The organism is Pseudomonas extremaustralis, from assembly GCF_900102035.1.
Taxonomy (GTDB): Bacteria; Pseudomonadota; Gammaproteobacteria; order Pseudomonadales; family Pseudomonadaceae; genus Aquipseudomonas; species Aquipseudomonas extremaustralis.
In genome coordinates this window covers 2,298,077-2,317,250 of the sequence record NZ_LT629689.1, presented here as the reverse complement: position 1 = coordinate 2,317,250, position 19,174 = coordinate 2,298,077, and the positions used below count along the sequence as shown (strand labels likewise).

Below are 19,174 nucleotides of genomic sequence, written 5' to 3'. Positions count from 1 at the left end.
GCTTTTTGTTTGGTTTAGTGGGCACCGGCGGCTTTGTTCAGGTCGCTTTCGGCCCATTCGGTGTACACGCAGGCATCCGCCGTGGCCCAGCGCACGCGCACCGGGTCGCCGGTCTTGAGCGGCATGCCGGCGGCGGACAGCGCCTTGACCGTCATCGAGGTGCCGCCCAGGGTTTTCACGCTGCAGGTCTGGCTTTCGCCGAGGAACAGCACTTCGCCGACAATCGCCGACACTTCATTCCAACCGGCCGCCAATGGCTGTTCGGCGGCTTGTTCGACGCTCAGCGCCAGGGCTTTTTCCGGGCGGACCATCAGCAGCACATCCTGCTCGCTGCGCAGCCCACTGGTCAGGCGGATCGACAGCGATTGCCCCTCGAACGCCGCCGCTGCATTGCCCTGGGCCTTGAGCTTGAGGAAGTTGGAGTTGCCCAGGAACGAGGCGACAAACGCGTTCGGCGGGTTCTGGTACAGGTCGAAACCGCTGCCCAGGCCGACGATCTTGCCGTGGCTGAAAATCGCGATGCGCTGGGACAGGCGCATGGCTTCTTCCTGGTCGTGGGTCACATAGACGATGGTGATGCCCAGGCGCCGATGCAGTTGGCGCAGTTCGTCCTGCAAGTCTTCACGCAGTTTCTTGTCGAGGGCGCCGAGGGGTTCGTCCATCAGCAGGATGCGTGGCTCATACACCAACGCCCTGGCGATGGCGACGCGCTGTTGCTGGCCGCCGGACAGTTGCGACGGGCGGCGATGGGCGAATTGTTCCAGCTGCACCAGCTTGAGCATGGCGTCGACACGCTTCTCGCGTTCGGCGCTGGCCAGTTTGCGGATCGCCAGGGGAAAGGCGATGTTGTCGCGGACCGACAGGTGCGGGAACAGCGAGTAGCGCTGGAACACCATGCCGATGTCGCGCTTGTGCGGCGGTACGTTGACCAGCGACTGGCCGCCCACCAGGATCTCGCCGCTGCTGGGTGTCTCGAAGCCGGCGAGCATCGACAGGGTGGTGCTTTTGCCCGAGCCGCTGGAGCCGAGGAAGGTGAGGAACTCGCCGTCCTTGATGTCCAGCGAGATATTGTCCACGGCAGCGAATTCGCCGTAGAACTTGTTCAGGTTGCGCAGGCTGACCAGGGTCTGGCCAGGGTTCTGCACGGCATCTTGGATCACTGCACTCATGTCTTGCTCCTCGGCGCTCAAGCGCGGGTTTCTGTGCGCCGGCGAACGGCGGCGGCAATCACCATGACCAGTACCGACAGGCCGATCAGCAGCGTCGAGGCGACGGCGATCACAGGCGTCAGGTCCTGGCGCAGGGTGGTCCACATTTTCACGGGAAGGGTTTGCAGGGTCGGGCTGGCCATCATCACGCTGAGCACCACTTCGTCCCACGAGACGAGAAAGGCGAACAGCGCACCGGCCACCATCCCCGGGCGGATCGCCGGGAAGGTCACCTTGAACACCGCCTGCAGGCGCGAGGCGCCGCAGATCACCGCCGCGTCTTCAATCGACTGATCGAACAGCTTCAGCGAGTTGATGATCGAGATGATGGTGAACGGCAGCGCGACGATCACATGGCTGACCACAAACGCGAACATCGTGCCGGTATAGCCGAGCTTGAGGAACAGCGCGTAGACCGCCACGGCGATGATCACCAACGGCACGATCATCGGCAGGGTGAACAGACCGTAGAGCAACTCGCGGCCAGGGAAACGCCCACGCACCAGGGCAAACGCGGTGGGCAGGCCCAGCGCCACGGCAAACACGGTGGTCAGCACCGCGACCTTGAGGCTGGCCATCGCCGCGTTCATCCAGTCGGCGTTGGAGAAGAACTGGCCGTACCATTTCAGCGTCCAGCCCGGTGGCGGGAACACCAGCCATTGGGACGAACCGAACGATAGCAACACGATAAACACGATCGGCAGCAGCAGGAACAAACCAATCAAGCCGGTGGTGGTATAGAGGCCCAGGCGCATCCTGCGGCTCATGGCATTCGGAGTCAGCAGCATGACGGCTTACCTCGCGTTACTGGCGCCAACCGGGGATTCCGGCTGAAGCTTCAGGTAGAAGTAGAACAGCACCAGCGTGATGAAGATCAGCAACGCGGCACCGGCACTGGCCAGGCCCCAATTGAGGAACGATTGCACCTGCTGAATGATGAACTCGGGCAGCATCATGTTCTGCGCACCGCCGAGCAGCGCCGGGGTGACGTAGTAACCGAGGGACATCACGAACACCATCAAACCGCCGGAAAACAACCCCGGCCGGCACAGTGGCAGGAATACCCGGAAGAAGTTGGTCCAGGGGCTTGCGCCGCAGATAGACCCGGCCTGCAGGATCATCGGGTCGATGGCCTGCATGGTCGCCTGCAACGGCAGCACGATGAACGGGATCATGATGTAGCTCATGCCGATCACCACGCCGGTGAGGTTATGCACCATCTCCAGCGGTTGATCGATGATGCCCATGGCCATCAGCGCTTTGTTGATCACCCCGGAGGCTTGCAGCAAGACCAGCCAGGAATAGGTGCGGGCCAGCAGGCTGGTCCACATCGACAGCAGCACGATATTCAGTATCCAGCGGCCCCAGCCCCGTGGCACCAGGGTAATCGCCCAGGCCAGCGGGAAGCCCAGCAACAGGCTGAACAGGGTCACCAGGCCCGCTACCGAAAAGGTATTGAGCAGCACGCGGGCGTAGGCCGAGTTGGCGAACAATTGCTCATAGTTGCCCAGGCCCGGCACCGGTTCCAGCACGCCGCGCAGCAACAGGCCGATCAGCGGTGCGAGGAAGAACAGGCCGAGGAACAGCAGGGCCGGGATCAGGTTGCCCGCCCCCCGCCAGCGCTGGGCCAGGGACGGCGCCCCGGCGTTGCGGGATACCGCGCCGGCAGCGCCGAGGGCGCTCCCGGTCGGCGTGGTTGCCGTCATTTTCATTTGACTAGCCATTCATTCCACCGTGTCGCAATGGCCGGACCGTTCTTGGCCCAGTAGGCGAAATCGAGGGTGATCTGGTCCTTGGCATACGCCGTCGGCAGGTTGGGCGCAAGGACCGAATCCAGGCGCTGCACGCTGTCGATGTTCACCGGTGCATAAGCGGTCAGGTTGGAGAAATCGGCCTGGCCCTTGGCGCTGCTGGCACTGGCCAGGAATTTCATCGCGGCGGCTTTGTTTTTGCTGCCTTTAGGCACGACGAGGATGTCGGCCATGACCAGGTTCTGCTTCCAGCTCACGCCCACTGGCGCGCCGTCTTCCTGCAGGGCGTGGATACGGCCGTTCCAGAACTGGCCCATGCTGACTTCGCCTGAGGCCAGCAGTTGCTGCGACTGCGCACCGCCGCCCCACCAGACGATGTCTTTCTTGATGGTGTCGAGTTTCTTGAAGGCGCGGTCCAGGTCCAGGGGGTAGAGCTTGTCGGCGGGCACGCCATCGGCGAGCAGGGCCAGTTCGAGTACGCCAGGGCTTGGCCATTTGTAGAGGGCGCGTTTGCCGGGGTAGGTCTTGGTGTCGAACAGCGCGGTCCAGTCCTGGGGCTTGGCGGCGCCGAGCTTGCCTTCGTTGTAGCCGAGTACGAAGGAGAAGAAGAACGAACCGACGCCATGGTCGGAGACGAAGCGCGGGTCGATCTTGTCGCGCTGGATCACCGAGAAGTCCAGCGGTTCGAGCAGGCCTTCGGCGGCGGCGCGCAAGGCGAAGTCGGCCTCGACATCCACCACGTCCCACTGCACGTTGCCGCTTTCGACCATGGCTTTGAGTTTGCCGTAGTCGGTCGGGCCATCCTGTACAACGGTGATGCCGCTGGCCTTGCTGAAAGGATCGGCCCATGCCTGTTTCTGCGCGTCCTGGGTGCTACCGCCCCAGCTCACGAAGTTCACGCTTTCGGCCGCCAGGGCCGCGTGAGTGGCCGTGGCCAGTAAACCTGCGAACAGAACCGCAGTTACACGTTTGTTCAACACCATTTTCACGCCCTCATTTGTTGTGTTTTTGAGCGGGCTTGGTAATGCCCGCCTATCGGGAGCAGTAGGTTCATCGAGACCCCTATCGGGGGCCTCAAAAGACGACCGTGCCAAGGGCTGTTATTGGTGCTGTCCCTGGCGGGCGCACTTGGCGAAAGCGTTCGGTCTATGGAATATCATATTATGGTATTCCAAACTTTGTGCAAGCATTTTGCCTTACCGGTTATCTGTCATTCGGTAAAGGGAATGCTCTCGACCACCTCCAGGTCGTAGCCGGTCAGCCCGGCGTATTTCAGGGGCGGGCCGAGGTGACGCAGCTTGCCGACGCCCAAGTCCTGCAATATCTGCGCCCCGGTTCCCACCTCCGAATAAATCCGCGATTGCGAGCGGTTGAACGGGCGCTGCGTCTGGGTCAACTGCGGCACGCGCTCGAGCAATGCCTGGGACGATTCATGGTTGGCCAGTACCACCACCACGCCGCTGCCTTCGGCCGCCACGCGCTGCAGGGCCGCCCACAACGTCCAGTTGGACGGGCCGCTGTACTCGGCACCGACCAGGTCGCGCAGTGGGTCGATTACATGCACGCGCACCAGTGTCGGCTCGTCGCGGCGTAAGTGGCCCATGACCATCGCCATGTGCACGCCGCCGTCGATGCGGTCTTCAAAGGTGATCAGGCGGAACGTGCCATGCACCGTGGGCAGGTCGCGTTCGCCAATGCGCACCACGGTGCGCTCGGTGCTGAGGCGGTAGTGAATCAGGTCGGCGATGGTGCCGATCTTGATGCCGTGCTTGCGCGCGAAGATTTCCAGGTCGGGGCGGCGGGCCATGGTGCCGTCGTCGTTCATCACTTCGACGATCACCGAGGCCGGCGTATGTCCGGCCAGGCGCGCCAGGTCGCAGCCGGCTTCGGTATGGCCGGCGCGGGTCAATACACCGCCGTCCTTGGCGCGCAGCGGGAAGATATGCCCCGGCTGCACGATGTCGGCCGGGCCGGCATTGACGTCCACGGCGGCCGCCACCGTGCGTGCGCGGTCGGCGGCGGAGATGCCGGTGGTCACGCCGCTGGCGGCTTCGATGGACACGGTGAACGCGGTGCTGAACGCGCTGCCATTGCTCGGCACCATCTGCTCCAGGCCCAGGCGCTGGCAGTGTTCGTCGGTGAGGGTCAGGCAGATCAGGCCACGGGCTTCGCGGGCCATGAAGCTGATAGTCTCGGCGGTGCAGCAAGCGGCGGGCAGCAACAGATCGCCCTCGTTTTCCCGGTCTTCGTCGTCGACCAGCAGCACCATCTTGCCTTGGCGGTAGTCTTCGATGATGTCTGCGATGCTGTTGAAGGCCATGTGAAATGCTCGTTTTGTTGGTTGTATGTATTATGGTATACCACAAAAACCAAGCAAGAGGATGTCGTGATGAAGGCCTACTGGATTGCCCATGTGGATGTGTCCGATGCAGAGCAGTACACGCAATACACCCAGCGCGCGCCCGCGGCGTTTGCGAAGTTCGGTGCGCGGTTCCTGGCCAGGGGCGGACGCAGCGAAGCGATGGAAGGCGGGCCGGCAAGGCAGCGCAATGTGGTGATTGAGTTCGACAGCTATGAGCAGGCGGTGGCGTGTTACCAATCCGCCGAATATCAGGCGGCGAAGGCGCATCGCGAGGGGGTGGGGGAGGCGCAGATCATCATTGTGGAAGGGCTGGCGCCCTGACAGGCGGGCGCGGTCCAAATGTGGGGGCTTGCTGCCTCCCACATTCGACTCGCTTTGGCCTGACGATCAGCGGATGAAATGCACCTTGCCGCTGTCGTCATTGCCGATGTAAATCCCGTACACCCCGGCCTGGCGTTCCGCGATATAGCGTTCGAGGATCTGGCGGATCGCCGGGTAGTAGATGCTGTCCCAGGGAATGTCCTCGGGCGCGAAGAATTTGTAGTCGAGGGTTTCCGGCCCGAACTGGCCGGTAATTTCCAGCGCGATGGCGCGGAAGATGATGTACACCTCGCTGATCCTCGGCACGCTGAAGATCGAGTAGGGCGAGAGGATCTCGGCGCGTACGCCGCTTTCTTCCCAGACTTCGCGCAACGCGGCCTGCTCGGTGGTCTCGCCGCCTTCCATGAAGCCGGCGGGCAACGTCCAGGTGCCGGGGCGCGGAGGGATGGCCCGTTGGCACAGCAGGTACTTGCCGTCCTGCTCGATGATGCAGCCGGCGATGATCTTGGGATTGACGTAGTGGATGTAGCCGCAACCGCGGCACATCAGGCGCTCATGGGTATCGCCCGCTGGCCGCTGGTAACCGAGGTCACTGCCGCCGCATTGCGGGCAAAAGCGTGGGCTGGACACGGTCAGTGGCCTATGCGCGGTTCTTTGAGGGCGATGGGCAGGGTGATCTCGGGGATCTTGCCGGTCTCTTCCTGTTTGCGCTTGAGGTAATCCAGGGCCACGGCCGCCGCGGCGCGCACGTGATCGACGCAGGCCTGGTGGGCGGCGAGGGGGTCGCCGCTCTTGATCGCCTGGACCATGCGTTCCATTTCCTGATTGCTGGTGCCGCGACGGTTTTCCTGGGACACCGACGTAGCGCGCAAGTAGCTGATGCGCGCCTGCAACTGACGCAACTGGGTGGCGGCCACGTGGTTGCCCGAACCTTCGAGCAACACGTCGTAGAAGCCCTGCACCGAATCGATGACCTGTTGCAGTTCGCCGTCCTTGAGGGCCTTGCGGTTTTCCTCCAGGGCTTTCTCCAGGGCCTTGATGTCCTTGGCCTTGGCGCGCAGGGTGAACAGCTGCACGATCAGGCCTTCGAGCACGCAGCGCAGTTCATAGATGTCGACGGCGTCGGCCAGGGTGATGATCGCCACTTGCGGGCCCTTGGCATCGGCGAATTCCACCAGGCCTTCGGACTCCAGGTGACGCAAGGCTTCGCGTACCGAGGTGCGGCTGACGCCGAGGCGGTCGCACAGGTCGCGCTCCACCAGGCGGTCACCGGGCAGCAGCTGGAAGTTCATGATGGCGCTGCGCAGTTTCTCCAGCACGATTTCGCGCAGGGTGACTGGGTTGTGATTGACCTTGAAGCTGTCGTCGAGGGGCAGGCGTTTCATGGGGGCTGCTCTGAATGGGGCGGTTAACGGGAGGCCTCGGCATCGGCTTCGGCGAAGGCCTCCCGGGCCAGCCGGAAGCTGTCCACGGCGGCGGGAACCCCGCAATAGATGCCGACCTGAAGCAGAATTTCGCGTATTTGTTCACGACTCAGCCCGTTACGCAAGGCGCCGCGTACATGCAGCTTGAGCTCGTGGGGCCGATTGAGGGCCGAAATCATTGCCAAGTTTATCATGCTGCGTTCTTTAAGCGACAAACCCTCCCGGCCCCACACATGGCCCCAGCAGTACTCGGTGACCAGTTCCTGCAGCGGCCGGGTGAAGTCGTCGGCGTTCTCGATCGAGCGCTGCACGTAGGCTTCGCCCAGCACCTGAGTGCGGATCTTCAGCCCCTGCTCATACTTTCCGTTGTTCATTGCACACTGCTCCTCAGGCCAGGGTGGGCAGCGGGCCCAGCTTGCCTTTGTGATAGATCATCGGCGTGACCGGTTGCTCGGGCAGGATCAGGTTCTTCACCGCGCCGACGATGATTGCGTGATCGCCGCCGTCGTATTCGCGCCACAGCTCGCACTCGATGATCGCCGTGGCCTTGGCCAGCAGCGGATTGCCCAGTTCGCTCAGGTGCCACTCGATGCCCTTGGCTTTTTCCTTGCCTTTGCTGGCGAAGGCATAGGCTTCGGCGGTCTGGTCGGCGGATAGCAGGTGAATCGCAAAGCGCTTGCTGTCGCGCAGGATCGGGTAGGTGTCCGACGCGTAGTTGGGGCAGAACAGCACCAGCGCCGGGTCGATCGACAGCGCGCTGAACGCACTGGCGGTGATACCGACGATGCCGCCGTCCGGGTCGAGGGTGGTGACCACCGTGACGCCGGAGGGGAAGGAGCTCATGACGTCTTTATATATGCCGGGTTCGATCATGGTCGTGGTCTCTTAACGCATCACAAATGGGTCAGGCATGGGCGCCTGGGAGAGGTTGATCCACACCGTCTTCAGTTCGGTGTAGGCCAGCACCGAATCGATGCCGCTTTCGCGCCCGTAGCCACTGTTCTTGAAGCCGCCGATGGGCGCCATGGCCGACACCGCACGGTAGGTATTGACCCAGATGATCCCCGAGCGCACATCCCGCGCCAGGCGATGGGCGCGGCCCAGGTCACGGGTCCAGATGCCGGCGGCGAGGCCGAACTGCGAGTCGTTGGCGATGGCCAGTGCTTCGGCTTCGTCCTTGAAGCGGATGACCGAGGCCACCGGGCCGAATACTTCTTCCTGCATGATCTTCATCGAGTTGCGGTCGCACTCGAACAGTGTCGGCTCATAGAACCAGCCTTCGCCGAGGTTCTGCGGGCGCTTGCCGCCGGTGCGCAGGCGTGCGCCTTCGGCGATGGCATCGGCCACCAGCCCTTCGACCACGGCCAGTTGCTGCGCGGTGGCCATGGGGCCCATTTCGCTGGCGTCGTCCTGGGGGTTGCCGATGTGGATGCGCTGGGCGCGTTCCACCAGGCGCGCGACGAATTCGTCGTAGATTTCATCCTGCACCAGCAGGCGCGAACCGGAGACGCAACTCTGGCCGGACGCCGCGTAGATACCGGCGATCGCGCCGTTGATGGCGCTGTCGAGGTCGGCGTCGGCAAAAATGATGTTCGGCGACTTGCCACCCAGTTCCAGGGACAGTTTGGCGAAGTTCTCCGCGCTGCTGCGCACCACATGCCGCGCCGTGGCCGCACCGCCGGTAAAGGCGATCTTGCGCACCAGCGGGTGGCGGGTGAGGGCGGCGCCGGTGCTCGGGCCGTAGCCGGTGACCACGTTGACAACGCCCGGCGGAATCCCGGCTTCGAGGGCCAGGCGCGCGAGTTCCAGGATGGTCGCCGAGGCGTGTTCCGACGGTTTGATCACGATGGTATTGCCCGCCGCCAGGGCCGGCGCGAGTTTGATCGCGGTCAGGTACAGCGGGCTGTTCCACGGAATGATCGCGGCGACCACGCCCATGGCTTCGTGCACCGTGTAGGCGAACAGGTCGGGCTTGTCCAGCGGCAGGGTGCCGCCTTCGAGTTTGTCGGCCAGGCCGGCGGTGTAGTGGAAGAACTCCGGCAGGTAGCTGACCTGGCCACGGGTTTCGCGGATCAGCTTGCCGTTGTCGCGGCTTTCCAGCTGGGCCAGGTGTTCTTTGTTCTCGGCGATCAGATCGCCCAGGCGGCGCAGCAGTTTGCCTCGCGCGGTGGCGGTCAGGCCGCGCCAGGCCGGGCTGTCGAAGGCGCTTTGCGCGGCCTGCACGGCGCGCTCCACGTCGGCTGCGTCGGCGTCGGGCAGTTGCGCCCAAGGCTCGGCGAGGGCCGGGTTCAGGCTGTCGAAGGTCTTGCCGGACAGGGCATCGACCCATTCTCCGCCGATGCACATCTGGAAGCGTTCAAGTGTCATGCCACGATCCCCTTTATCGGGTGCTGTTGGGAGTGTGCCGTGTCGAGAAAGTCCAGCAGCAGCTGGTTGACCAGGCGCGGCGATTCGACCGGCATCATATGCCGTTGCTCGGGCAAGATGGCGACGGTCGCGCCGGGAATACGCTCGGCCAATTGCCGGGCCATCTGCGGTGTCGAGCCTGGATCGAGCTCGCCGGTGGCGACCAGCGTCGGCGCCTGGATGCTGCCCAGGTCGTCGGCGCGGTACATGTCTTGGGTCGCGAACAATTCATAGGTGGTCAGGTAGCCCTGGGGATCGTTGCCGGCCAGGGTCTGGCGCAGCGCGGCGATCTGCGCCGGGTTGGCCGCCTGATACTCGCGGCTGAACCAGCGCGACAGGGCCGCTTCGGCGTTCGCGTCCGGGCCATGTTCGGCGGCCTGGGCGGTGCGTGCGATCACCCCGGCACGCTGTTCAGGGCTGCGGTCGAACACACTGTTGAGCACCACCAGGCTACGCAGGCGTTCGGGGTAATGCAGGGCAAACGCGCGAGCGACCAGGCCGCCCATGGAAAACCCGATCACCGTGGCCTGGGGCAGTTGCAGGTGGTCGAGCAGTTCCAGCAACTGGTCGGCATAGCCAAGCAGCGGCGTGCCGGCGGCCGGGCGCGGGCTGGCGCCATGGCCGAGCATGTCATAGGTGATCACGCGGTAGTTCGTGGCCAGGCCAACGACTTGCCCGCCCCACATTTCTTTATTCAGGCCCACGCCGTGGATCAAAACCACAGGCTGGCCTTGGCCGGTCGCCAGATAACTGGTGCCAGCCGGGGTGCGTTCAGCGGTGAGCCGAATCATGGAGCGCTCCTGCATACCTTTTTGTTAGAGGCGTTACCCGCCGGGATTACTGGGCCTTTTCGGCGGCCAGTTCTTCCAGGTCGATGTAACGATTGCCGATCCGTGGGTGCAGGCGGCCGCCATCGGCGCAGCCCAGGACCACGACGATTTCGTCGGCGCGCGGCGCGTCTTCGATCTGCATTTCCAGGGTGATGTAGTGCGAACGCAGGCCTTCGTCGTCCTTGTGCATCATCGGGATCTGGATCGACGTGCCCGGGCCGCCGCGCTTGTTGGTGAAGCTCAGGTAGCTCTTGGCCTTGACCGCTTCACGGTAGTGGTTGCCGAAGCGCAGGGTGTGGATGATCGCGCTGGCGTGTTCGATCTCGCCATCGGCGCCCACCACGGCGGCCTTGCCGTAGGCTTCGATTTTCTCGGCGCCGCCGATGATGCCCACGAGGCGCTCGACCATCAGCGCACCGAGGTCGGAACAGTTGGCGCGGATTTCAGGCTTCAGGTCTTCGACGAAACCGCGACCCAGCCACGGGTTTTTCAGGACCACGGCCAAGCCGACCATGGTTACGGGCTTGTCCGAGGCTTTGCCGCCTTCGATAAAGGTTTCTTCGACATAACTGACGATCTTGCGGATTTCGAAACTCATGGGCTGCTCCGTCTGATGTGAGGGGTCTGCGTATGATGGTATACCATAATACGAGAATCGCAATAGACGTCAGCGAGTTCGAATGATCGACGGTTGTGCGCCAGCCTCATCCTCGGATGCGGACAGCGACATGAAGGTCAGTGGGAGTGTGCAGGCGCGCGCGATGCCGATTTCGTCAGGCGACCACAGGCGCGAACGGGTTCAAGGTGCAGGGGGGGCGTCAGCAGCAGAGGCGGCGAGGGGCTCGCCGCCTTGCGGGGGGGGGATTAGAACTTGAAGCGGCCTACCAGGCCTTTGAGTTGCCCGGAAATATCGGTCAAGCGGCCTGAGCCAGTCTGTGCAGACTGGGCAAACCCTTCGACCAGTTGCGCATCGGCATGGATCTGCGCGATGTGGCGGTTGATCTCTTCGGCCACTTGGTGCTGCTCCTCGGCGGCCGTGGCGATCTGGGTGTTCTGGTCGCGAATCGAGTCCACCGAGCCCTGGATTTTGTTGAAACTGTCGCGGGCCTGTTGGATGCGTTCGACGCTGGTGTGCGAGACCTGCAGGCTGCCTTGCATCTGCAGGGTGACTTCCTGGGTGCGGCGGGCGAGGTTGCCGAGCAGGCTGTCGATCTCGCCGGTGGAGTCGGCGGTGCGACGGGCCAGGGCGCGGACTTCATCGGCGACCACGGCAAAGCCACGGCCCTGGTCACCGGCGCGCGCGGCTTCGATCGCTGCGTTGAGGGCCAGCAGGTTGGTCTGCTCGGCGATCGAACGGATGGTGTCGAGGATGGTGTTGATGTTTTTGCTGTCCTGCTCCAACTGCTGCATGGTCTGGGTCGACTTTTGCAGGTCGTCGCTGAGCTTGAGCACGCTGCCGGTGGCTTCGCCGATATGTTGCTGGCCGTCGTGCACATCGCGGTAGCCCTCATCGGCACTCGACGCGGCGGCGCCGCAGGAGCGTGCGACTTCATTGGCGGTGGCCACCATTTCGTTGAATGCAGTGCTCACCAGTTCCACCGCTTCGCGCTGGCGACCGGCAGCCTGGTGCAGGTTGTGGGCGACTTCGCTGGTGTCGGCGGCCGCGGTCTGCAGGTCGGAGGAGGCGCTACCGATGCGTTGCACCAGTTGGGCGATCATGCCCAGGAACTGGTTGAACCAGCCGGCCAGGCTGGCGGTTTCATCCTTGCCCTGCACGCTGAGTTGGCGGGTCAGGTCACCTTCGCCTTCGGCGATTTCTTGCAGGCCGTTGGCGACGCCGCGGATGGGGCGCACGATCATGCTGGCGAAGCTGGCACCGACAATCGCGAACACCACGGCCAATGCCGCTGCGATGGCGGCGATCAACCAGGTGAGGCGCGTGGCGTCGGCCATCACTTCGTCGCGTTTGATCAGGCCGATGAAGCGCCAGCCCAGGTCTTTGGAACTGACCACGTTGGCCATGTACGGCACGCCGTCGATCTCGATTTGGGTCACGCCGTCGCTGCGCTTGGCCAGTTCGGCATAGTTGGCGCCCAGGTCGGCGAGGGGTTTGAAGTTATGCTTGGCGTCGCTGGGGTCCACCAGCACGTTACCGTTGCCTTCCACCAACATCAGGTAGCCGCTGTCGCCGAGCTTGATGTTGCGCACCAGTTCGGTGAGCTGTTTGAGCGACACGTCCAGGCCGACTACGCCGAGGATGTTGCCGGTGGCATCGGCGACGGTGTGCACGGTGCCGATCAGCACCACGTCATCCGGGGCCCAGTAATAGGCGCCGGTACGCACGGTGGTACCGGGGGCGGCGATGGCGGCTTTGTACCAGGGGCGTACGCGCGGATCGTAGTTGTTCAGCTTGGCGTCGTCGGGCCAGCTGGCATAGCCGCCGTCGGCGAGGCCCAGGGACAGGTAGGCGGTGCTGGGATGGCTTTTGGCGAACTGGTCGAAAATCGCCAGCAGCTCTTTATTGGTCGGGGTGAGGGGGATTTGCGCGGCATCGGCGCCGGAATAGTTCTTGACGTCCTTGGCGGCGACAACGCGCGGGTCCTTGGCGACGTATTCGACGTTCTGGCTGATGCCGTCGAAGAACTGCTTCATGCCATTGTCGATCTGGCGGATCTCGCGACCGCTACTGTCGAGGAAGTTGCTCTGGGCCCCCTCGCGGACGTTCAGCACCACCAGAATGGCGACGAGGATGACCGGTAGGCACGCGATGGCCGCAAATGCCCAGGTCAGCTTCTGCTTGATATTCATGACTTCACCCGCGGGTATTTATAGTTTTGGCAAGGAGAAAACGGTAGCGTCGAGCGTCGCATGCGTTGTTATGAGGGGGCATGCTCACCTTTGTATATCGACCGTGGGGGCCAGCACTTGAGGTGCAAAAGGATATTTAACCGATGCGCTCGCCACCCAGCGCATCACGCTGCAAACCAACCCCCCGGCAACAGCCGAAACAACGACCAGCCCACGTAGCCCATGGTCTGGATGACCAGGCGGGATTTCTTGGGGATAGGGGCTTTCAAACGCAGACGTCGCGAGGAGCGGTAAGCGACAGAGCCTGAACTCGGATGGTGGTTTGCCGTGAAAGGTTCGTCATGACGCCTGAAACGTTTAAGGCAGCCCTCGCTGCGGTTGAGAGGGAGGCGGGGCGCCATGCTATGCTCTGAGGGCTAATTGAGGGATTTCAGATGACTAATACAGCCGATGTCAGTATTGCCAGCCATGTGCGCCGGATGGCTAAAGCTCATCATGTCACCGCTGAGCGTGACGACATAAGCCGAATGGCCGCTGCGATTACCAGTCTGGCTGGTGACAGGGTCGAGCTGGATGGTGTTGAGCAGTTGTTGGTCAATCTCAAGAGGAAGGGCGTTCTGAGCAAGTCGGAAACCCTGGCGCTTCAGGGGAGTTACCTTCAGGAGAAGCGGCGCTCCAAGAAGCCACTTAGCGTATGAGTTTCGATCCCTTCGGTGATTTTGAAACCGCTGGGTATCTTCAAAACGCACTTCAGCTTAAAGATCCCGTCGAAGTAAAAGAGTCCGAGCATCTGTCGTTTGAACTGAGCATGGAAGATGCGCTCGGCTATTTGGCCAAGAAAAAACCGATTGTTTACTCGTCCATACTCAAAGTGCACGAGATCCTGTTCTCTGGCTTTTATCCCTGGGCAGGGAAAGACAGAGCCGAACTTGTGCCCCATCTTGCCGTGTTCAAAGGCTCTCAGGACGATCCCCGTCATACTCCGTTCGAGCATCCGGCGTCGATCAAGCTTTGCGTCGACTATGCACTCAATCTGGCTTCGAATAAGAAACGCTTTAGAGATCGTCCTGGCGATGTGATGGGGCAGTTGGCGTTTGCGCATCCTTTTCTTGACGGTAATGGGCGCACGATTCTGCTTGTTTTCATGGAGCTGTGTTATCGAGCCAAGTTCGCTATCGAGTGGTCAAGGACGAACAAGGATGATTATCTTCGAACACTCAGTGCGGAAATCAGAGAACCGTTCAAAGGGCATCTGAATGATTACTTGAAACCTTTCGTGGTCGATATTGCACATCGCGATGAATGGCCAGGAATGATAGGTGGCATCAAGGGATTGGATGGGCTCGATAAGGAAGGAATCACCTACGAAAATCTGGACAACCCTGAGGTTCAACAGATTTATAACGCCTACAGAGCCCAATTGCCCCGTCTCCCTACATCCGAAAAATAGGGCCGCGATCCGGGGTTTACCGCTGAGCCAGAATGCTCGCCAACAACCCCGGAAAGCGCGCCTCAAGCACATCGCCACGCAGCGAGTTCATATGGGTGGTGCCGACATTGCGGGTTTGCACCAGGCCGGCGTCGCGCAATACGCGAAAGTGATGGGACATGCTCGACTTGGGCCGCCCGCCGTCCAGTTCGCCGCAGGTGGCCTCGGGCACATTGGCCAGGCAGCGTACGATTTCCAGGCGCACTGGATCGCTCAAGGCATACAGCAGACGCTCGAGGGTCAGGTCTTGAACAGGGGGGTGTTTGAGGGCTCGCATGGAACGAATCATAACAGGGGGGTATCGTAGAAGACTATAGTTCGATTACCATCGAACTATCGAATCAGCCACCCACTCCCCGGAGCGCTCTCATGTCTGCATTGTTCGAACCGTTCAAGCTCAAAGACGTCACCCTGCGCAATCGCATCGCCGTCCCGCCAATGTGCCAATACATGGCCGAAGACGGCATCGTCAACGACTGGCACCACGTGCACCTGGCCGGCATGGCCCGTGGTGGTGCCGGTCTGGTGGTGGTCGAAGCCACCGCCGTCGCGCCTGAAGGCCGTATCACTCCAGGTTGCGCCGGTATCTGGAGCGATGCCCATGCCCAAGCGTTCGTGCCGATGGTCAAGGCCATCAAGGCGGCCGGTTCGGTGCCGGGCATCCAGATCGCCCATGCCGGGCGCAAGGCCAGCGCCAATCGTCCATGGGAAGGCGACGATCATATGCCTGCCTCCGACGCCCGTGCGTGGGAAACCATCGCACCGTCGGCGATCGCATTCGGGGCCAATCTGCCCCAGGTGCCGCGCGCCATGACCCTGGATGACATCGCTCGCGTCAAGCAGGATTTTGTCGATGCCGCCCGCCGTGCCCGTGACGCCGGCTTTGAGTGGATCGAACTGCACTTCGCCCACGGCTACCTGGCCCAGAGCTTTTTCTCCGAGCATTCCAACCAGCGCACCGATGCCTACGGTGGCAGCTTCGACAACCGCAGCCGCTTCCTTCTGGAAACCCTGGCCGCCGTGCGTGAAGTCTGGCCGGAAAACCTGCCGCTGACCGCGCGTTTCGGCGTGATCGAATACGACGGCCGTGACGAGCAGACCCTCACCGAGTCCATCGAACTGGCTCGTCGTTTCAAGGCCGGCGGCCTCGACCTGCTGAGCGTCAGCGTCGGCTTTACCATCCCGGACACCAACATCCCGTGGGGCCCGGCGTTTCTGGGTCCTGTCGCTGAGCGCGTGCGTCGCGAAGCCGGTATCCCGGTCACGTCGGCCTGGGGCTTTGGTACACCGCAACTGGCCGAAGGCGCGTTGCAGGCCGGCCAGTTGGATTTGGTCTCGGTGGGCCGTGCGCACTTGGCCGATCCGCATTGGGCGTACTTTGCCGCCAAGGAGCTGGGCATCGAGAAGGCCTCCTGGACCTTGCCCGCGCCTTACGCACATTGGTTGGAACGCTATCGCTGAGGCGCGCTTCTGATGGGATGAGCCACTCAATCGAGTGGCTTTTTTTCGCCGCGGATTTGACTCGGATACACAGTGGATACCTAAAAAACAGTGAATGAGAACGTGTGTCAAACAATAATGATTTGGTATACCATCCGCGCCGGAGTTCTTGGCAGATCTGCCATTTCATTTGGCTCATTCATTAGGTTCAACATCCATGCGGCGTACCCTGATTTCAATCTGTGTGCTTCAGGCGTTTTCCCCTTTCACCTGGGCCGAGGTTGCCTCCACCGAAACAACCCGCGTCGAACTGCAAGCGACCAACATCACCGGCGCAGCGGACTATGAGACCGCCCAGGGGCCGGTGCAGGGGTACCACGCCACACGTTCGGCCAGTGCGACGCGCACCGACACCTCGATTCATGAAACACCGCAGTCCATCAGTGTCGTATCCAAGGACGTGGTCGAGGATATCGGCGCCACTCGCCTGCAGGATGCCCTCGACTATGCCGGCGGCGTCGGCCGCGCCAACAACTTCGGCGGGCAGGGGCTGACCACCTTCACCGTGCGCGGCTTTACCACCGGCGAGTTCTATCGCAACGGGTTCCCGATCAACCGTGGCTATCCGAACATGCCCGACGCCAACAGCATCGAACGCCTGGAAGTGCTGCGCGGGCCAGCCACCATGCTTTATGGCCGTGGCGATCCCGGCGGCACCTTCAACGTGGTCTCCAAGCAACCGCTGGCCGAACCGAAAGTGACCCTGGGCAGCCAACTGGATGACCAGGGCATGCAGCGCGCCACCCTCGATGCCTCCGGCCCGCTGGACGAACAAGGTCGACTGGCTTATCGCCTGAATGTGGTGGGCGAGGGCGGCGACACCTTCCGCGACCATGTCGAAACCGAGCGTTATGGCGTGACTCCGGTGGTCACCTGGCAAGCCACCGATGACACCAAGGTGATCTTCGAGGGTGATTTCATGCGCAACAACCACCCGCTGGACCGCGGCCTGACGCGTTATGCCAATCAAAAAGGCACGCCGTCGCGTGACACGTTCTGGGGCGAAAAAGACATCGGCAAACTGCACAACGACAACAACATGGCCCAACTGCGTTTCGAGCACCTGCTCAACGACAATTGGACCCTGGGCGGTGGCTTCCAATGGCTGGACGGCACCTTGCAAGGCAATGCCATCGAAGCCAACAGCCTGGCCGCCGATGGGCGCACCCTCAGCCGCAACTTCAACTACCGCAAGCTGGAGTGGACCGACAAGGACACCCAGCTCAACCTCACCGGGCACTTCTCCACCGGCGGTTTCGATCACACCTTGCTGACGGGCGTCGAATTCGAAGACTACGACTACAAGTCGATCATCCAGCGTTCCAGCGGCTTGGCGGGCAGCTACCCCATCGACATCTTCGACCCTGTCTACGGTCAGCCACGCCCGGCCCTGACGCGCACGCCGACCCACGACAAGGAAAACCTCAAGACCTACGCCGCGTTCGTCCAGGACCAGGTGGCCCTGACCGAGCGCCTGAAAGTGCTCGCCGGGGCTCGTTTCGAGCGCTTCGAGCATGACTATGAAAGCTACGTCACCGGCGTGAAGCCCTGGAACGCCGCCGACAACGCTGTCACCCCGCGTGTTGGCGTGATCTACGACCTCACCGAGACCGTCGCGGTCTACGCCGACGCTGCGCGTTCGTTCAAGCCCAACACCGGCGCGGCCCGCGAGGGCGGTGGTTTTGAGCCGGAGAAAGGCAAGTCCTACGAGATGGGTATCAAGTGGGAAGCCCTGGAGCGACAGCTGAGTGTCGATGCGGCGATCTACCAGATCGAGAAGAAAAACGTGCTGACCACCGATCCGCTGGACTCGACCTTCAGCGTCGCCGCAGGCCAGGTGCGCAGCCGTGGGTTCGACCTGAACGTGGCGGGTAATATCACCCCCGAGTGGCGGGTGATTGGCGGTTATGCCTATGTGGATGCCGAGGTCACCAAGGACAACACCATTCGTGTCGGTTCCCGTTTGGCCAACATTCCGCGCAACAGCTTCAGCCTGCTCAACGTCTATGAGTTCCAGGACGGCGCCCTCAAGGGCCTGGGGCTCGGCGCGGGAGGCAAGTACGTCGCCGAACGGGTTGGCCAGACCTCCAACACGCCGTTTTCAATGGGCGCCTACACCGTGGTGGATCTGCTCGGCTACTACAAGGTCAACGACAAGGTGCGGCTGAACCTGGATGTGAAGAACCTGTTCAATCGCGACTATGAAGAAGGTGCGTTCGGTAACGTGTATGCCTACCCAGGCGAGCCGCGCACCGTGCAAGTCGGCATCGCCTACACCCTGTAACGGCGTACACCGCTTCAAATGTGGGAGGGGCTTGCTCCCACATTATTAAAGCGGCGTCAGTACATTCATCACCGTATCCAGCGCCACCCGCGTGTCGTCCAGTTGCACCAGCGATGCATGCCGGGCGCCGAGGGCGTCGCGGTTCTGGATGGCGGTGAGGATCGCCTTGTGCCGGGGCAGGCTCAGGCCCTGGATATCCGGGCGGCGGTTGGTGATGTTGATTGACTCGCGCAGTGGCAGCGACAGCATGTTGCACATGTAGGCGAGCAGGTCGTTGCGCGTGGCGTCGGCGATGGCGCGGTGGAAGTCCAGGTCGGCCTGCAGCAGCTGTTCGTGGGTCTGCGCGGTTTCCATGCCGAGGTAGGCTTTTTCGATGGTGGCGATGTCTTCGGCGGTGGCCGTGGTCGCGGCCATGGCGGCGATTTCCGGTTCGAGGATGCGCCGAACACCGGCCAGGGTATTGAAGAACTCACTATGGGGCGTGGACTGCATCAACCAGGACAGCACGTCCGGGTCGAGCAGGTGCCACTTCGCCCGAGGCCGCACCACTGCGCCGACCCGTGGCTTGGAATACACCAGGCCCTTGGCGCTGAGCACCCGGGTCGCCTCGCGCAGAACCGAGCGGCTGACCTTGTACTCCTCGCACAGCGTGGCTTCCATGGGCAGTCGTTCTTCGGGCTTGAAGCGACCGGAAACGATGTGCATGCCCAAGTCCTGGACGATCTGGGCATGCATGCTCTTGCGCGGCTTGGACGGCTGGTGATCCATAACGACAGGGATGCTCTGGCTAA

19 protein-coding genes and 2 pseudogenes are annotated in these 19,174 nt (G+C 62.4%); 5 read left to right on the top strand and 16 right to left on the bottom strand.

Features of this window, described 5'->3' with window-relative positions:
* Positions 1–14: 14 nt before the first annotated feature.
* The 5 genes from BLR63_RS10565 to ribBA all read right to left on the bottom strand — a co-directional run bounded on the left by BLR63_RS10565 (position 15) and on the right by ribBA (position 5,279).
* A complete protein-coding gene (locus tag BLR63_RS10565) occupies positions 15–1,169 on the bottom strand; it encodes an ABC transporter ATP-binding protein (RefSeq protein WP_010567349.1) in 1,155 nt (384 codons plus the stop codon).
* A 17-nt stretch (positions 1,170–1,186) separates the two neighbouring features.
* Positions 1,187–1,996, bottom strand: a complete 810-nt coding sequence (locus BLR63_RS10560) for an ABC transporter permease (protein WP_010567348.1) — start codon at positions 1,994–1,996, stop codon at positions 1,187–1,189.
* Positions 1,997–2,002: 6 nt separating this feature from the next.
* The gene (locus BLR63_RS10555) at positions 2,003–2,920 is read right to left on the bottom strand and encodes an ABC transporter permease (protein ID WP_010567347.1); all 918 of its coding nucleotides are present in this window, start codon (positions 2,918–2,920) and stop codon (positions 2,003–2,005) included.
* Positions 2,917–3,942, bottom strand: coding sequence for an ABC transporter substrate-binding protein (locus BLR63_RS10550; protein ID WP_010567346.1), 1,026 nt, complete (start codon positions 3,940–3,942; stop codon positions 2,917–2,919). The genes BLR63_RS10555 and BLR63_RS10550 overlap by 4 nt, the downstream gene beginning before the upstream one ends.
* A 227-nt stretch (positions 3,943–4,169) precedes the next feature.
* On the bottom strand, positions 4,170–5,279 hold the full coding sequence (gene ribBA, locus BLR63_RS10545) for a bifunctional 3,4-dihydroxy-2-butanone-4-phosphate synthase/GTP cyclohydrolase II (protein ID WP_010567345.1): 1,110 nt from the start codon (positions 5,277–5,279) through the stop codon (positions 4,170–4,172).
* Positions 5,280–5,348: 69 nt separating this feature from the next.
* On the opposite strand from ribBA, the gene BLR63_RS10540 reads away from it, so the two are divergent.
* A complete protein-coding gene (locus tag BLR63_RS10540; protein WP_010567344.1) occupies positions 5,349–5,642 on the top strand; it encodes a DUF1330 domain-containing protein in 294 nt (97 codons plus the stop codon).
* A 66-nt stretch (positions 5,643–5,708) separates the two neighbouring features.
* Here BLR63_RS10540 and BLR63_RS10535 read toward each other — a convergent pair whose 3' ends face one another.
* The 9 genes and pseudogenes from BLR63_RS10535 to BLR63_RS32320 all read right to left on the bottom strand — a co-directional run.
* Positions 5,709–6,272: an NUDIX hydrolase gene (locus BLR63_RS10535; RefSeq protein ID WP_010567343.1), complete on the bottom strand. Its 564-nt coding sequence runs from the start codon at positions 6,270–6,272 to the stop codon at positions 5,709–5,711.
* A 2-nt stretch (positions 6,273–6,274) separates the two neighbouring features.
* Positions 6,275–7,027: a GntR family transcriptional regulator gene (locus BLR63_RS10530; RefSeq protein WP_010567342.1), complete on the bottom strand. Its 753-nt coding sequence runs from the start codon at positions 7,025–7,027 to the stop codon at positions 6,275–6,277.
* Between the two features lie 23 nt (positions 7,028–7,050).
* Positions 7,051–7,440 (bottom strand): carboxymuconolactone decarboxylase family protein, encoded by a 390-nt coding sequence (locus BLR63_RS10525; RefSeq protein ID WP_010567341.1) that lies wholly within the window; start codon positions 7,438–7,440, stop codon positions 7,051–7,053.
* 13 nt (positions 7,441–7,453) lie between these two features.
* Positions 7,454–7,939, bottom strand: coding sequence for a flavin reductase family protein (locus BLR63_RS10520; RefSeq protein ID WP_010567340.1), 486 nt, complete (start codon positions 7,937–7,939; stop codon positions 7,454–7,456).
* A gap of 12 nt (positions 7,940–7,951) precedes the next feature.
* On the bottom strand, positions 7,952–9,433 hold the full coding sequence (locus BLR63_RS10515; protein WP_010567339.1) for an aldehyde dehydrogenase: 1,482 nt from the start codon (positions 9,431–9,433) through the stop codon (positions 7,952–7,954).
* The gene (locus BLR63_RS10510) at positions 9,430–10,263 is read right to left on the bottom strand and encodes an alpha/beta fold hydrolase (RefSeq protein WP_010567338.1); all 834 of its coding nucleotides are present in this window, start codon (positions 10,261–10,263) and stop codon (positions 9,430–9,432) included. Before BLR63_RS10510 ends, BLR63_RS10515 begins: the two co-directional genes overlap by 4 nt.
* A 46-nt stretch (positions 10,264–10,309) precedes the next feature.
* Complete coding sequence (locus BLR63_RS10505; RefSeq protein WP_010567337.1) at positions 10,310–10,900, bottom strand: amino acid synthesis family protein; 591 nt, start codon at positions 10,898–10,900, stop codon at positions 10,310–10,312.
* 266 nt (positions 10,901–11,166) lie between these two features.
* Positions 11,167–11,709, bottom strand: a pseudogene (locus tag BLR63_RS32325) (methyl-accepting chemotaxis protein); the annotation flags it as partial.
* 366 nt (positions 11,710–12,075) lie between these two features.
* A pseudogene (locus tag BLR63_RS32320) lies at positions 12,076–12,954 on the bottom strand (cache domain-containing protein); the annotation flags it as partial.
* Between the two features lie 590 nt (positions 12,955–13,544).
* Between BLR63_RS32320 and BLR63_RS10495 the strand changes: the two are divergent.
* Both BLR63_RS10495 and BLR63_RS10490 read left to right on the top strand, forming a co-directional pair.
* Positions 13,545–13,808 (top strand): hypothetical protein, encoded by a 264-nt coding sequence (locus BLR63_RS10495; RefSeq protein WP_010567335.1) that lies wholly within the window; start codon positions 13,545–13,547, stop codon positions 13,806–13,808.
* Positions 13,805–14,560 carry a Fic family protein gene (locus tag BLR63_RS10490; RefSeq protein ID WP_010567334.1) on the top strand — a complete coding sequence of 252 codons (756 nt, stop codon included), beginning with the start codon at positions 13,805–13,807 and terminating at the stop codon, positions 14,558–14,560. Before BLR63_RS10495 ends, BLR63_RS10490 begins: the two co-directional genes overlap by 4 nt.
* 16 nt (positions 14,561–14,576) lie before the next feature.
* On the opposite strand, the gene BLR63_RS10485 is transcribed toward BLR63_RS10490, so the two are convergent.
* The gene (locus BLR63_RS10485; RefSeq protein ID WP_042947557.1) at positions 14,577–14,876 is read right to left on the bottom strand and encodes an ArsR/SmtB family transcription factor; all 300 of its coding nucleotides are present in this window, start codon (positions 14,874–14,876) and stop codon (positions 14,577–14,579) included.
* 92 nt (positions 14,877–14,968) lie between these two features.
* Here BLR63_RS10485 and BLR63_RS10480 point away from each other — a divergent pair, with 92 nt between their 5' ends.
* Together BLR63_RS10480 and BLR63_RS10475 are read left to right on the top strand one after the other, a co-directional pair.
* The gene (locus tag BLR63_RS10480; protein ID WP_010567332.1) at positions 14,969–16,060 is read left to right on the top strand and encodes an NADH:flavin oxidoreductase/NADH oxidase; all 1,092 of its coding nucleotides are present in this window, start codon (positions 14,969–14,971) and stop codon (positions 16,058–16,060) included.
* A gap of 196 nt (positions 16,061–16,256) precedes the next feature.
* Positions 16,257–18,383 carry a TonB-dependent siderophore receptor gene (locus BLR63_RS10475; protein ID WP_010567331.1) on the top strand — a complete coding sequence of 709 codons (2,127 nt, stop codon included), beginning with the start codon at positions 16,257–16,259 and terminating at the stop codon, positions 18,381–18,383.
* Between the two features lie 45 nt (positions 18,384–18,428).
* Here the strand turns inward: BLR63_RS10475 and BLR63_RS10470 are convergent, their stop codons facing one another.
* Positions 18,429–19,151, bottom strand: a complete 723-nt coding sequence (locus BLR63_RS10470; protein WP_010567330.1) for a FadR/GntR family transcriptional regulator — start codon at positions 19,149–19,151, stop codon at positions 18,429–18,431.
* Positions 19,152–19,174: the final 23 nt, after the last annotated feature.

Bases quoted from the DNA above. Each gene is read 5' to 3' on its own strand.
- BLR63_RS10565 (WP_010567349.1), bottom strand. From the start codon at position 1,169: ATGAGTGCAGTGATCCAAGATGCCGTGCAGAACCCTGGCCAGACCCTG.
- BLR63_RS10560 (WP_010567348.1), bottom strand. From the start codon at position 1,996: ATGCTGCTGACTCCGAATGCCATGAGCCGCAGGATGCGCCTGGGCCTC.
- BLR63_RS10555 (WP_010567347.1), bottom strand. From the start codon at position 2,920: ATGAAAATGACGGCAACCACGCCGACCGGGAGCGCCCTCGGCGCTGCC.
- BLR63_RS10550 (WP_010567346.1), bottom strand. From the start codon at position 3,942: ATGGTGTTGAACAAACGTGTAACTGCGGTTCTGTTCGCAGGTTTACTG.
- ribBA (WP_010567345.1), bottom strand. From the start codon at position 5,279: ATGGCCTTCAACAGCATCGCAGACATCATCGAAGACTACCGCCAAGGC.
- BLR63_RS10540 (WP_010567344.1), top strand. From the start codon at position 5,349: ATGAAGGCCTACTGGATTGCCCATGTGGATGTGTCCGATGCAGAGCAG.
- BLR63_RS10530 (WP_010567342.1), bottom strand. From the start codon at position 7,027: ATGAAACGCCTGCCCCTCGACGACAGCTTCAAGGTCAATCACAACCCA.
- BLR63_RS10525 (WP_010567341.1), bottom strand. From the start codon at position 7,440: ATGAACAACGGAAAGTATGAGCAGGGGCTGAAGATCCGCACTCAGGTG.
- BLR63_RS10520 (WP_010567340.1), bottom strand. From the start codon at position 7,939: ATGATCGAACCCGGCATATATAAAGACGTCATGAGCTCCTTCCCCTCC.
- BLR63_RS10515 (WP_010567339.1), bottom strand. From the start codon at position 9,433: ATGACACTTGAACGCTTCCAGATGTGCATCGGCGGAGAATGGGTCGAT.
- BLR63_RS10510 (WP_010567338.1), bottom strand. From the start codon at position 10,263: ATGATTCGGCTCACCGCTGAACGCACCCCGGCTGGCACCAGTTATCTG.
- BLR63_RS10505 (WP_010567337.1), bottom strand. From the start codon at position 10,900: ATGAGTTTCGAAATCCGCAAGATCGTCAGTTATGTCGAAGAAACCTTT.
- BLR63_RS10495 (WP_010567335.1), top strand. From the start codon at position 13,545: ATGACTAATACAGCCGATGTCAGTATTGCCAGCCATGTGCGCCGGATG.
- BLR63_RS10490 (WP_010567334.1), top strand. From the start codon at position 13,805: ATGAGTTTCGATCCCTTCGGTGATTTTGAAACCGCTGGGTATCTTCAA.
- BLR63_RS10485 (WP_042947557.1), bottom strand. From the start codon at position 14,876: ATGCGAGCCCTCAAACACCCCCCTGTTCAAGACCTGACCCTCGAGCGT.
- BLR63_RS10480 (WP_010567332.1), top strand. From the start codon at position 14,969: ATGTCTGCATTGTTCGAACCGTTCAAGCTCAAAGACGTCACCCTGCGC.
- BLR63_RS10475 (WP_010567331.1), top strand. From the start codon at position 16,257: ATGCGGCGTACCCTGATTTCAATCTGTGTGCTTCAGGCGTTTTCCCCT.
- BLR63_RS10470 (WP_010567330.1), bottom strand. From the start codon at position 19,151: ATGGATCACCAGCCGTCCAAGCCGCGCAAGAGCATGCATGCCCAGATC.